Genomic DNA, 13,003 nt, shown 5'->3' on the forward strand with positions numbered 1-13,003 from the left:
CGCGCCCGGCTTGCCCGGGCGCGGTTTTTTCATGCCTGGGATTTACGCCGGGCGTGCCAGGCCTGGCGCGCGGTGTTGTCGTGGAAGCTCCAGGCGACCATGCGGCTTTGTTTCTGCCCCTGGCCCATTTCACTGATGCGCACGGCCTTGGCGCCCGCTTTCTTGAGCGCGGCCTCGATCCCTGGCAGGTTGCTGGCCTTGGACACCAGGCTGGTGAACCACAGTACCCGCTCGGCGTACTGCACGCTTTCGCCAACCAGTTGGGTGACAAAGCGGATCTCGCCACCTTCGCACCATAGTTCATTGTTCTGGCCGCCGAAGTTGAGCACCGGCAGCTTGCGCTTGGGGTCCTGCTTGCCAAGGTTCTTCCACTTGCGCTGGCTGCCACGGGTGGCTTCGTCGCGTGAAGCATGGAAGGGCGGGTTGCACAGGGTCAGGTCGAAGCGTTCGTCCTCCTGCAGCAGGCCGCTGAGGATGTGGGCACGGTTGGCCTGCTGGCGCAGGGTGATGGCCTTGCCCAGGCCGTTGGCCTGGACGATGGCTTTGGCCGAAGCCAGGGCCACGGGGTCGATGTCCGAACCCAGGAAGCGCCAGCGGTAGTCGCTGTGGCCCAACAGCGGGTAGATGCAGTTGGCGCCCACCCCAATGTCCAGCGCGCGCACCTGGGCGCCCTTGGGGATCTCGCCGGCATTGTCGTCGGCCAGCAGGTCGGCGGCCACGTGGATGTAGTCGGCGCGGCCGGGAATTGGCGGGCACAGGTAATCGGCGGGGATGTCCCAGTGCTGGATGCCGTACTGGGCCTTGAGCAAGGCTCGGTTGAACACCCGCACGGCCTCGGGGTTGGCGAAGTCGATGCTGGGTTTGCCGTGGGGGTTGGTGATGGTGAAGCGCGCCAGGTCAGGGTGGGCCTTGATCAGGCTGGGGAAGTCGTAGCGACCCTGGTGGCGGTTGCGCGGGTGCAGGGTGGGTTTGTTCGGGGTCATGGCAGTGTCCAGCCCTATACGAGCGGTGGCTTGAAGAGCCTGGGGCTGCTGCGCAGCCCTTTCGCGACACAAGGCCGCTCCCACAGGATGGTAGCGCCTTGAAGGTTGGCGCCGTCCTGTGGGAGCGGCCTTGTGTCGCGAAAGGGCCGCACAGCGGCCCCAACGGTCTCTCTAGTGATTACAGCGCTGCAATCCGCGCATGCTGCTCGGTGAAGTTGGCCAGGGCCTGTTCGGACTCGGCCAGCTTGGCGCGTTCCTTCTCGATCACCGCAGGCGGTGCCTTGTCGACGAAGGCGGCGTTGGACAGCTTGCCACCCACGCGTGCCACTTCACCCTGCAGGCGCTGGATTTCCTTGTTCAGGCGCGCCAGCTCGGCATCCTTGTCGATCAGGCCGGCCATTGGCACCAGCACTTGCAGGTCGCCAACCAGGGCAGTGGCCGACAGCGGCGCTTCGTCGGCATCGCCCAGTATGGTGAACGATTCGACCTTGGCCAGCTTCTTCAGCAGGGCTTCGTTTTCCTGCAGGCGACGCTGGTCGTCGGCATTGGCGTTTTTCAGGAACAGCGGCAGCGGCTTGCCCGGACCGATGTTCATCTCGGCGCGGATGTTGCGCAGGCCGACCATCAGTTCCTTGAGCCACTCGATGTCACCTTCGGCAGCAGCGTCGATGCGTGCTTCATTGGCCACCGGCCACGGCTGCAGCATGATGGTCTTGCCTTGGATGCCGGCCAGCGGCGCGATGCGCTGCCAGATTTCTTCGGTGATGAACGGCATGAACGGGTGCGCCAGGCGCAGGGCCACTTCCAGTACGCGCACCAGGGTGCGGCGGGTGCCACGGGCGCGCTCGACCGGGGCGTTCTCGTCCCACAGCACCGGCTTGGACAGCTCCAGGTACCAGTCGCAGTACTGGTTCCAGATGAACTCGTACAGCGCCTGGCTGGCCAGGTCGAAGCGGAACTGTTCCAGCTGGCGGGTCACTTCGGCTTCGGTACGCTGCAGCTGCGAGATGATCCAGCGGTCGGCCAGTGACAGCTCGACGGCTTCGCCGTTCTGGCCGCAGTCCTCGCCCTTGTCCAGCACGTAGCGGGCGGCGTTCCAGATCTTGTTGCAGAAGTTGCGGTAGCCTTCGACGCGGCCCATGTCGAACTTGATGTCGCGGCCGGTGGAAGCCAGCGAGCAGAAGGTGAAGCGCAGGGCGTCGGTGCCGTAGCTGGCGATGCCTTCGGGGAACTCGGCCTTGGTCTGCTTGGCGATCTTCTCGGCCAGCTTGGGCTGCATCATGCCGCTGGTGCGTTTTTCCAGCAGGGCGTCGAGGGTGATGCCGTCGACGATGTCCAGCGGGTCCAGCACGTTGCCCTTGGACTTGGACATCTTCTGGCCCTGGCCGTCACGTACCAGGCCGTGTACGTACACGGTCTTGAACGGTACCTGCGGGGTGCCGTCCTCGTTCTTGATCAGGTGCATGGTCAGCATGATCATGCGCGCAACCCAGAAGAAGATGATGTCGAAGCCGGTCACCAGCACGTCGGTGGAGTGGAACTTCTTGAGGAACTCGGTCTGCTCCGGCCAGCCCAGGGTGGAGAAGGTCCACAGGCCCGAACTGAACCAGGTATCGAGTACGTCATCGTCCTGGCGCAGGGCCACATCGGCGCCCAGGTTGTGCTTGGCGCGCACTTCATCCTCGTTGCGGCCGACATAGACCTGGCCGGCCTCGTCGTACCACGCCGGGATGCGGTGGCCCCACCACAGCTGGCGGCTGATGCACCAGTCCTGGATGTCACGCATCCAGGAGAAGTACATGTTCTCGTACTGTTTGGGCACGAACTGGATGCGGCCATCTTCCACGGCGGCGATGGCAGGTTCTGCCAGCGGCTTGGTGGAAACGTACCACTGGTCGGTCAGCCACGGCTCGATGACGGTGCCCGAACGGTCGCCTTTCGGCACTTTCAGGGCGTGGTCGTCGATGCTCACCAGCAGGCCCTGGGCATCCAGGTCGGCGACGATCTGCTTGCGCGCGACGAAGCGGTCGAGGTTGGCGTACTGGGCCGGCAGGCGGGTGTCGACCTGCTCGTTGACGCTGCCGTCGAGGTTGAAGGCCTGTGCGCTGGCCAGCACGAAGGCGTTCTTGTCGAAGATGTTCAGCAGCGGCAGGTTGTGGCGCTTGCCGACTTCGTAGTCGTTGAAGTCGTGGGCCGGGGTGATCTTCACGCAGCCGGTACCGAACTCGGGGTCGCAGTAGTCGTCGGCGATGATCGGGATGCGGCGGCCGACCAGCGGCAGTTCGACGAATTTGCCGATCAGTGCCTGATAGCGCTCGTCGTTCGGGTTGACCGCCACGGCGGCGTCACCCAGCAGGGTTTCCGGACGGGTGGTGGCGACGACCAGGTAGTCCTTGCCTTCGGCGGTCTTGGCGCCGTCGGCCAGCGGGTAGCGCAGGTTCCACAGGTGGCCCTTCTCGTCGTGGTTTTCCACTTCGAGGTCGGAGATGGCCGTGTGCAGCTTGGTGTCCCAGTTGACCAGGCGCTTGCCGCGGTAGATCAGGCCGTCTTCGTGCAGGCGCACGAAGGCTTCCTTGACCGCTTCGGACAGGCCGTCGTCCATGGTGAAGCGCTCGCGGCTCCAGTCGACCGACGAGCCCAGGCGGCGGATCTGACGGCTGATGTTGCCGCCGGACTGGTCCTTCCATTCCCAGACCTTTTCCAGGAACTTTTCGCGGCCCAGGTCATGCCGGTTCTGGCCCTTGGCCTCGAGTTGGCGCTCGACCAGCATCTGGGTGGCGATACCGGCGTGGTCGGTGCCTGGCTGCCACAGGGTGTCGCGGCCTTGCATGCGGCGGAAACGGATCAGGGCGTCCATGATCGCGTTGTTGAACCCGTGGCCCATGTGCAGGCTGCCGGTCACGTTCGGCGGCGGGATCATGATGGTGTAGGACTCGCCTGCACCTTGTGGGGCGAAATAGTTCTCGGACTCCCAGGTGTTGTACCAGGAAGTTTCGATGGCGTGCGGCTGGTAGGTCTTATCCATGCGCGGCGGGACCCTGTGCATTTATTCGGGAAAGCCGGGAAGTATAACCAAGCTGGGGGCCGCAGGCGACAAGCTGCTGCTATCTGGCACGGCAGGGATGGCCTATTCGCGGGTAAACCCGCTCCCACAGGACCGGCGCAAGTCTCAAAGCTTGCGCCGGTCCTGTGGGAGCGGGTTTACCCGCGAAGAAGGTACCGCCGAATCTCGGTTTTACTCGGAACGCTTGATCAACCGCTCGATCCGCGCATCCAGCCGGCGCTTGATCTCGTTCTCGATGTGCGGGGTGAAGTCGTTGATCACGTCCTGCATGATCATCTGCGCCGCGGCACGCAGCTCGCTTTCCAGGTGCAGCAGGGTGTCCTGGCGGCGGGTCTGCGGGTCGTCTTCGGGCTCGACCGGTTCGGCCACAGGCGCGGGGTTGCCGGGCGCCTCTTCCAGCAGCAACGGGATCTGCTCCACCGTCTCGGTCAGCAGCGGTGGTTGCAGGTCGGCGTCGCCAAGCAGCTGGCGTATCGACTCGAGGTCATCGAGCAGATGGGCGGAGTCGGGCAGGGGGGAGGGCTTGTCCATCGTCGTCAAAGTCGCTGTAAGCGGTGGTCTTGCAGAGCATAGCCCTGTTCACGGTAGAAACGGAATCGTTCACGGGCCGATTGGCGGATGCCAGGCTCCTCAACCACGATTTCGGCCACTCGTTCGAACTGGCCGACAAAGCCCGGTACGCCGGCGCCCAGGTTGATCAACAGGTCGTGGTGATCGCCTGCACTGTCGGCGGCCAGGCCCAATGCCACGTCGGCATCGGCATGTACTTCCGCGAGGTCGTGGGGCACGAAGGCCTCGCCCTTGAAGCGCCACAGGCGTTGGTCCAGCTCGCTGCGCTGCTCGGCGTCCTGGCAATGCAGGTAGACCCGGTGGCCAAGGCGCCAGGCCTTTTCGCACAGCTTGCAGGCGAAATCGAGCCGCGCCGACAGCGAGTCGGTGGGCAGGATGTAGAAATCGACTTTGCTCATGGTGGTATCGCCGGCCGGTGGCGCGTGGGGCACCACCGGCGTCACGGCATCAGGCGCCAGCGCGGTCCAGCAGGTACTGGGTCAGCAGGGGCACAGGGCGGCCAGTGGCGCCCTTGTCCTTGCCGCCGCTGACCCAGGCGGTGCCGGCGATGTCCATGTGTGCCCAGTCGTAGGCCTTGGCAAAGCGCGACAGGAAGCAGCCGGCGGTGATGGTGCCGGCCTTTGGCCCGCCAATGTTGCCCATGTCGGCGAACGGGCTGTCCAGCTGCTCCTGGTATTCATCGAACAGCGGCAGCTGCCAGGCACGGTCGTCGGCGCGCTTGCCGGCGTCGAGCAACTGGCCGACCAGGTCGTCGTTGTTGCCCATCAGGCCTGTGGTGTGGCTGCCCAGGGCGACAATGCAGGCGCCGGTCAGGGTGGCAATGTCGATCACTGCCTGTGGCTTGAAGCGCTCGGCGTAGGTCAGGGTGTCGCACAGCACCAGGCGGCCTTCGGCGTCGGTGTTGAGGATTTCCACGGTCTGCCCGCTCATGGTGGTGACGATGTCACCCGGGCGGGTGGCGCCGCCGCTTGGCATGTTCTCGGCGCAGGCCAGCAGGCACACCAGGTTGACCGGCAGCTGCAGTTCGAGCACCGCACGCAGGGTGCCGAGCACGCTGGCGGCACCGCACATGTCGTACTTCATCTCGTCCATGCCGGCACCAGGCTTGAGGCTGATGCCGCCGGTGTCGAAGGTAATGCCCTTGCCCACCAGCACGAACGGCTTGTCTGCCTTCTTGCCGCCCTGGTAGTTGAGTACGATCAGGCGTGGCGGCTGGTCGCTGCCCTGGCCGACGGCGTAGAACGCGCCCATGCCCAGGTCCTTGATCTTTTTCTCGTCCAGTACTTCGACTTTCAGCGCCTTGTGCGCCTTGCCCAGGTCCTTGGCCTGTTCGGCCAGGAAGCTTGGGTGGCACAGGTTGGGCGGCAGGTTGCCCAGGTCGCGGGTGAAGGCCATGCCGGTGGCGATGGCGCTGGCGTGCTTGACGGCACGTTCGACCTCGGCCTGACCGGCCTTGTCGGCCAGCAGGGTGACCTTCTTCAGGGTGCGTGGCTCGGCCTTCTGGCTCTTGAAACGGTCGAACACGTACTCGCCGTCGAGCAGGGTTTCGGCCAGCAGGCGGTACTTGCCGTAGTGGGCGTCGCGGTTGCTGACCGCGATGTCGTCCAGTGCAAGCACGGCGTCAGTGCCGTTCAGGCCCTTGAGCACGCCGGCGACGCTGGCGACCAGTTTGCGCCAGGCGCGGTCGCCCAAGGCTTCGTCCTTGCCGCTGCCCACCAGCAGCACGCGCTCGGCCTTCAGGCCCGGGAGGCTCTGCAGCAGCAGGGTCTGGCCCGGCTTGCCGGCCAGGTCGCCACGCTTGAGCACGGCGCTGATGGCGCCTTCGCTGGCCTGGTCGACGGCCTTGGCCACGGCGCCGAGCTTGCGGTTTTCACCTACCGGGATGACCAGGGTGGCGGTTTTTACGGATGCAGCAGCTACGCTTTTTACAACCAGTTCCATGTCAGGATCCCCGAATGATCGATACAGTCGGCGCTGTGTATTCCAGCGCTCTGGACGGGCCAGGCCGCGTCGTCGCGCGCCAGCGGAAAAGCTGCCAGTTTGAGCCTGCGGCAAGCGTGCTGACAACCCCGTTATGCGCCTTCATGCGCGGCGAAGTGACAGGGGCGGTCAATCACAGGATAATGCGCGCACTTTACATGGAGGTTCGCCTTTGGCGAACCGGCATAGGTCTTGGCTGTACTAAGTCATTGTCTGGCGCCATAGATTGGCAGTCCGCCCTGACAACCCAGGAGTGTCTGGTTTGATCGTCTTTCGTTATTTGTCCCGCGAGGTCCTGGTGACCTTGAGCGCCGTCAGCGCCGTGCTGCTGGTGATCATCATGAGTGGGCGCTTCATCAAGTACCTGGCCCAGGCTGCCCAGGGCGTGCTCGACCCGAGCGTGCTGTTCCTGATCATGGGCTTCCGCCTGCCGGGCTTCCTGCAGTTGATCCTGCCCTTGGGGCTGTTCCTCGGCATTCTCCTGGCGTACGGGCGCCTGTACCTGGAAAGCGAGATGACCGTGCTGTCGGCCACCGGCATGAGCCAGCAGCGCCTGCTGGGCCTGACCATGGTGCCGGCTGCCCTGGTCGCCCTGCTGGTGGCCTGGCTGAGCCTGAGCCTGGCGCCGCTGGGCGTTGCCCAGGTGCAGCAGATCATCAGCCAGCAAGATGCCCTGACCGAGTTCGACACCCTGGTGCCGGGCCGCTTCCAGACCCTGCGCGACGGTTCACGAGTGACTTACACCGAAGAGCTTTCGGACGATCGCATCAACCTGGCCGGCGTGTTCATCTCCGAGAAGCGCTTCAACCAGGACAAGACCAAGGACCGCGCCCCGTCGGTGCTGGTTGCCGAAAAAGGCCACCAGGAAATACAGGCCGACGGCAACCGCTACCTGGTGCTGGAAAACGGCTACCGTTATGACGGCAACCCGGGCCAGGCCGACTACCGCGCCATCAAGTACGACACCTACGGCGTGCTGCTACCCAAGCCGGAAGTCAGCGAGGAAGTGACCGAGCGCGAGGCCGTCCCCACCTCCGAGCTGATCGGCAAGAAGGGCCTGCGTGAGCGCGCCGAGCTGCAATGGCGGCTGTCGCTGCCGATTCTGGTGTTCGTCGTCACCTTGCTGGCGGTGCCGCTGTCCCGGGTCAACCCGCGGCAGGGCCGCTTCCTCAAGCTGCTGCCGGCAATTCTTCTGTACATGGCCTACCTGACAATGCTGATTTCCGTACGCGGCGCCCTCGAGAAGGGCAAACTGCCGATCGCCCTGGGCATGTGGTGGGTCCACGGCCTGTTCCTGCTGATCGGCCTGGGCCTGATGTACTGGGAGCCGCTGCGCCTCAAGCGCGCCGCCCGTCGTGCGGAGGTGGCCCATGGGTAAGCTCGACCGTTACATCGGCCAGAGTGTGCTGCTGGCCATCCTCGCCGTGCTGGGGATCATCCTTGGCCTGGCTTCGCTGTTTGCCTTCATCGACGAGATGAGCGACCTGAGTGATACCTACACGGTGATGGAGGCGGGCAACTTCGTTCTGCTGACCGCACCACGGCGCCTGTACGAAATGCTGCCGATGGCCGCCTTGATCGGCTGCCTGATTGGCCTGGGCAGCCTGGCCAGCAGCAGCGAACTGACCATCATGCGCGCTGCCGGGGTTTCCATCGGCCGTATCGTCTGGGCGGTGATGAAGCCGATGCTGGTGCTGATGCTGGTCGGCCTGCTGATCGGCGAGTATGTGGCGCCGGTGACCGAGAACAAGGCCCAGGCCGACCGTTCCCTGGCCCAGGGTGGTGGTGATGCGCAAAGCTCCAAGCGCGGCATGTGGCACCGCCAGGGCGAGGAGTTCGTGCACATCAACGCCGTGCAGCCCAACGGCCTGCTGCTGGGTGTGACCCGCTACCGCTTCGACAACGAGCGCAAGATCGTCACCTCGAGCTTTGCACGCCGGGCGCAGTACCAGGATGACCACTGGCTGCTCGCCGATGTGCGCACCACCTACTTCCGTGGCGACCACACGGAAGTGGTGAACACGCCGCAGGAGCGCTGGGACGTTTCGCTCACGCCGCAACTGCTCAATACCGTGATCCTGGCGCCGGAGTCGCTGTCCATCACCGGGCTGTGGGACTACATCCACTACCTGTCCGACCAGGGTCTGAACAATGCACGTTACTGGCTGGCGTTCTGGACCAAGGTGTTGCAGCCGATGGTGACTGCGGCGCTGGTGCTGATGGCGATTTCCTTCATCTTCGGCCCGCTGCGTTCGGTGACCCTTGGCCAGCGCGTGTTCACCGGTGTGCTGGTGGGCTTCGTGTTCCGCATCGCCCAGGACCTGCTGGGGCCTTCGAGCCAGGTGTTCGGTTTCCCGCCGCTGCTGGCAGTGGTGATCCCGGCAGGCATCTGTGCCTTGGCGGGTGTGTGGTTGTTGCGCCGGGCGGGTTGATGGCCTGAGCTGCACAAAAAAGCCGACCTCAGGGTCGGCTTTTTGCTGGCATTTGTGTTGCCTGCTCCCACAGGTTCATCACAGGCCCTGAGGATTGTGAGGTTCCTGTGGGAGCGGGCGAGCCCGCGAAGAGGCCCGAACAGGCAACACAAATCCCCGGCTCATTTCTTCTGCTTCGGCACCCGCACCAGCTGGCTTTCCGAATAGATGTCATGCCAGCCCCGCTTGCGCTTGTCGATCAACACCCAGAAAAACCCCAGTCCCAGGCACAGCCACGAAGCAATCGACACCACAAAGCGCAACAGCGCCTGCCACAGGCTGATAGCCGTGCCATCGGCGTTCTGCACCCGCACGCCCCACACTTGCATGCCCAGGGTCTGCCCGCCATGGGTCCAGAACTTGGCAAAGAAACCGAACAAGGCGAACAGCAGCACCGTCGACAGCAGCGGGTCGCCGTCCAGTGCGCCAGCCTCGGTCAGCTCACGCATGCGGGCTTCGCCGATGATCGCCATCTGGATCATCTTGTAGGCACCGGCGGTCACGATCAGCAGCGCCGTGCACAGCAGGAAGTCATAGAACATCGCCGCCAGGCGCCGGCCCAGGCCGACTGGCGGAAAATCACCCTGGGGTGTGAGCAGAGGCTTGGACATGCAAAACGGCTCCAGAAGACGAAGCCGCTATTCTACGGGCAAAAAAAAGCCCCTGCACTTGGCAGGGGCTTTTCTCGAAGTCGGGTTCGGCTTAGCCGGCGACCTGAACTTTGTCAGCCTGCATGCCTTTCTGGCCCTGGACTGCTTCGAAGGTGACCTTCTGGCCTTCTTTCAGGCTCTTGAAGCCGTTACCTTCGATAGCGCGGAAGTGCACGAACAGATCCGGACCGCTTTCTGGGGTGATGAAGCCGTAACCTTTTTCGTCATTGAACCACTTGACGGTACCGTTCTGACGCTCAGCCATTGTCTTATTTCCTATGAAGCTTGAATTTTGATGACAGTTTCTTTTGCAATAAACAAGCAAAAGATTACTGGGCTGGGTTGCAGGAAAGTAAGAGACGTCAAACGGGTTGTAGCAGATTGCGGCTACTGGCCCAGGTCACGAACTGTTGCGACCCATGCAAACACAGTGCAGTGACTCTACGCCAACTCCCGAGCGAAAAACAAGCCCTTGGTCGTATGGAAAATCAGCCGTTTGCCGATAACCGACCGGTTTGTCGGAAACGGCATGGCGCCTGGCCTGGCGCCATGTTCAAAAGTTATTGGACAGGTTCGAAAACGAATATGTCGAACCTGCCCGCAACCTTCACAAAGCGGCTTCAGCCCCGGTAGTAACGTTGTGCCACGAAAGGCATTTTGCTGACTTTCAAGGCAACCTTCTTGCCACGCACCACGGCAAACAGTGGGGTGTCGAGTGCGGCATGTTCACTATCGATATAACCCATTGCTACAGGTGCACCGAGTGTCGGGCCAAAGCCGCCGCTGCACACTTTGCCTACAGGTTTATCGTTTGCATCGACAATATCCGCGCCTTCACGTACTGGCGTACGCTCCTGCGGCAACAGACCCACCCGTTTGCGCGCCACGCCATCGCGCTGGTGGGCGAAGATGGCCTCGGCACCCGGGAAGCCGGCGGCACGCGCGCCGTCGGCACGGCGGGCCTTGGAAATGGCCCACAGCAGGCTGGCTTCGACCGGGGTGGTCTCGGTGTTCATGTCGTGGCCATACAGGCACAGGCCGGCTTCCAGGCGCAGCGAGTCGCGCGCACCCAGGCCGATCGGCTGTACTTCGGGCTCGGCCAGCAGGCGGCGGGCCAGGGCTTCGGCGGCCTGTGCCGGTACCGAAATTTCATAGCCGTCTTCGCCGGTGTAGCCCGAGCGGCTGACGAAGCAGTCTTCACCCAGCAGTTTCACCGGGCGGAACTGCATGAAGGTCATGCCGGCCACTTCCGGGGCCAGGCGCTCCAGCACCTTGACCGCCGCCGGGCCTTGCAGGGCCAGCAGGGCGCGTTGCTCGAACAGCGACTGCACCTCGCAACGGCTGCCGATGTGCGCTTGCAGGTGGGCCAGGTCCTGGTCCTTGCAGGCGGCGTTGACCACCAGGAACAGGGTGTCGTCGCCCAGGTTGGCGACCATCAGGTCGTCGAGGATGCCGCCTTGCTCATTGGTGAACATGGCATAGCGCTGCATGCCCACTGGCAGGTCGATGATATCCACCGGCACCAGGCTTTCCAGGGCCTTGGCGGCGTCGCTGCCGCGCAGGGTGATCTGGCCCATGTGCGAGACATCGAACAGGCCGGCCTGCTCGCGGGTGTGCAGGTGTTCCTTGAGCACGCCCAGCGGGTACTGCACTGGCATGTCATAGCCGGCGAACGGCACCATGCGCGCACCCAGTTCCAGGTGCAGGGCGTGCAGCGGGGTCTTGAGCAGTGTTTCGGACATCGGTGACTCCTTGCTGTTGTTGTCGGGTCAACATTCGATGATGTTGACGGCCAGGCCGCCACGGGCGGTCTCTTTGTATTTGCTTTTCATGTCGGCGCCGGTCTGGCGCATGGTGCGGATGACTTTGTCGAGCGACACGTAGTGCTGCCCGTCGCCGCGCAAGGCCATGCGCACCGCGTTGATTGCCTTTACCGAGCCCATGGCGTTGCGCTCGATGCAAGGCACCTGGACCAGCCCGCCGATCGGGTCGCAGGTCAGGCCCAGGTTGTGTTCCATGCCGATCTCGGCCGCGTTTTCCACCTGTTGCACGCTGCCGCCCATCACTTCGCACAGCGCCCCGGCGGCCATCGAGCAGGCCACGCCGACCTCGCCCTGACAGCCCACTTCGGCGCCGGAGATGGAGGCGTTTTCCTTGTACAGGATGCCGATGGCCGCGGCGGTGAGCAGAAACCGCACCACCCCGTCCTCGCTGGCTCCCGGTACAAAGCGCATGTAGTAGTGCAGCACTGCCGGGACGATGCCCGCCGCGCCGTTGGTCGGCGCAGTGACCACACGCCCGCCATTGGCGTTTTCCTCGTTCACCGCCAGGGCGTAGAGGTTGACCCAGTCGAGCACTGACAGGGCATCGCGCAGGCTGGCCTCCGGGTGGCGGCTCAGCTGGCGGTACAACGCCGGCGCCCGGCGCTTGACCTTGAGCCCGCCCGGCAGGATGCCTTCATGCTGGCAGCCGGCTTCGACGCAATCCTGCATCACCTGCCAGATGCGCAGCAGCCCGGCACGGGTTTCCGCCTCGGGGCGCCAGGCCGCCTCGTTGGCCAGCATGACCTGGCTGACCGACAGGTTTTGCCCGGTGCAATGGCCAAGCAGTTCCTTGGCGGTCTTGAACGGGTAGGTCAGCGGTGTGCTGTCCTCGACGATGCGGTCGTGGCCGGCGGCGTCCTGGTCGACCACGAAACCGCCGCCCACCGAGTAGTACTCGCGGCTGCGGATTTGCAGGCCGGCCTCGTCGAAGGCGCGGAAGATCATGCCGTTGGGGTGGTAGTCCAGCGGCTTGCGGATCATCGCCAGGTGCTGCTTTTCGATGAACGCGATGCTGTGCTCGCCGAGCAGGTTCAGCCGACCGCTGTCGCGGATGGCCTGCAGGCGGGCAGGGATGGTGTCGGTGTCGATGACATCGGGGTGTTCGCCTTCAAGGCCCAGCAGCACGGCCTTGTCGCTGCCGTGGCCCTTGCCGGTGGCGCCGAGCGAGCCATACAGCTCGGCCTTGACGCTGACGGTGCGGGCAAGCAGGTCATCACGGCGCAGTCCTTCGGCGAAACGCGCGGCGGCGCGCATCGGGCCGACCGTGTGGGAGCTGGAGGGGCCGATGCCAATCTTGAACAGGTCGAAGACGCTCAGTGACATGGGAGACCTCCAGCCAGGAATGTTGGGCGGACGGTGAACCCTGTGGGAGCGGGCATGCCCGCGAATGCGTCGGTGAAGCCACCAGCGCATTCGCGGGCACGCCCGCTCCCACAGAGGTCCACACCTCAAGCAAGGTAGC

Annotated in this window: 11 protein-coding genes; 2 read left to right on the forward strand and 9 right to left on the reverse strand. The window is 64.1% G+C overall.

Features of this window, described 5'->3' with window-relative positions; all coding sequences use genetic code 11:
- Positions 1–29: 29 nt before the first annotated feature.
- The 5 genes from rlmF to A4C63_RS02630 form a co-directional block, all read right to left on the reverse strand.
- Entirely contained in the window at positions 30–983 is a 954-nt protein-coding gene (gene rlmF, locus A4C63_RS02610) for a 23S rRNA (adenine(1618)-N(6))-methyltransferase RlmF (protein WP_063911376.1), read from the reverse strand.
- A 178-nt stretch (positions 984–1,161) separates the two neighbouring features.
- Complete coding sequence (locus tag A4C63_RS02615) at positions 1,162–4,008, reverse strand: valine--tRNA ligase (protein WP_063911377.1); 2,847 nt, start codon at positions 4,006–4,008, stop codon at positions 1,162–1,164.
- A gap of 210 nt (positions 4,009–4,218) precedes the next feature.
- Positions 4,219–4,578 carry a hypothetical protein gene (locus tag A4C63_RS02620; RefSeq protein WP_063911378.1) on the reverse strand — a complete coding sequence of 120 codons (360 nt, stop codon included), beginning with the start codon at positions 4,576–4,578 and terminating at the stop codon, positions 4,219–4,221.
- 5 nt (positions 4,579–4,583) lie between these two features.
- Positions 4,584–5,015: a DNA polymerase III subunit chi gene (locus tag A4C63_RS02625; RefSeq protein ID WP_063911751.1), complete on the reverse strand. Its 432-nt coding sequence runs from the start codon at positions 5,013–5,015 to the stop codon at positions 4,584–4,586.
- 49 nt (positions 5,016–5,064) lie between these two features.
- Positions 5,065–6,558, reverse strand: a complete 1,494-nt coding sequence (locus A4C63_RS02630) for a leucyl aminopeptidase (RefSeq protein WP_063911379.1) — start codon at positions 6,556–6,558, stop codon at positions 5,065–5,067.
- 301 nt (positions 6,559–6,859) lie between these two features.
- On the opposite strand from A4C63_RS02630, the gene lptF reads away from it, so the two are divergent.
- Together lptF and lptG are read left to right on the forward strand one after the other, a co-directional pair.
- Positions 6,860–7,975 (forward strand): LPS export ABC transporter permease LptF, encoded by a 1,116-nt coding sequence (gene lptF, locus A4C63_RS02640; RefSeq protein WP_063911380.1) that lies wholly within the window; start codon positions 6,860–6,862, stop codon positions 7,973–7,975.
- The gene (gene lptG / locus A4C63_RS02645; RefSeq protein ID WP_063911381.1) at positions 7,968–9,029 is read left to right on the forward strand and encodes an LPS export ABC transporter permease LptG; all 1,062 of its coding nucleotides are present in this window, start codon (positions 7,968–7,970) and stop codon (positions 9,027–9,029) included. The genes lptF and lptG overlap by 8 nt, the downstream gene beginning before the upstream one ends.
- 161 nt (positions 9,030–9,190) lie before the next feature.
- On the opposite strand, the gene A4C63_RS02650 is transcribed toward lptG, so the two are convergent.
- The 4 genes from A4C63_RS02650 to A4C63_RS02665 all read right to left on the reverse strand — a co-directional run bounded on the left by A4C63_RS02650 (position 9,191) and on the right by A4C63_RS02665 (position 12,864).
- Positions 9,191–9,679 carry an RDD family protein gene (locus A4C63_RS02650; protein WP_063911382.1) on the reverse strand — a complete coding sequence of 163 codons (489 nt, stop codon included), beginning with the start codon at positions 9,677–9,679 and terminating at the stop codon, positions 9,191–9,193.
- A 91-nt stretch (positions 9,680–9,770) separates the two neighbouring features.
- Positions 9,771–9,983: a cold-shock protein gene (locus tag A4C63_RS02655; protein WP_003257941.1), complete on the reverse strand. Its 213-nt coding sequence runs from the start codon at positions 9,981–9,983 to the stop codon at positions 9,771–9,773.
- 355 nt (positions 9,984–10,338) lie between these two features.
- Positions 10,339–11,460, reverse strand: a complete 1,122-nt coding sequence (gene gcvT / locus A4C63_RS02660) for a glycine cleavage system aminomethyltransferase GcvT (protein ID WP_063911383.1) — start codon at positions 11,458–11,460, stop codon at positions 10,339–10,341.
- 27 nt (positions 11,461–11,487) lie between these two features.
- Positions 11,488–12,864, reverse strand: a complete 1,377-nt coding sequence (locus A4C63_RS02665; RefSeq protein WP_063911384.1) for an L-serine ammonia-lyase — start codon at positions 12,862–12,864, stop codon at positions 11,488–11,490.
- Between the last annotated feature and the right edge of the window lie 139 nt (positions 12,865–13,003).

It is taken from the genome of Pseudomonas sp. p21, assembly GCF_001642705.1.
Classification (GTDB): Bacteria; Pseudomonadota; Gammaproteobacteria; order Pseudomonadales; family Pseudomonadaceae; genus Aquipseudomonas.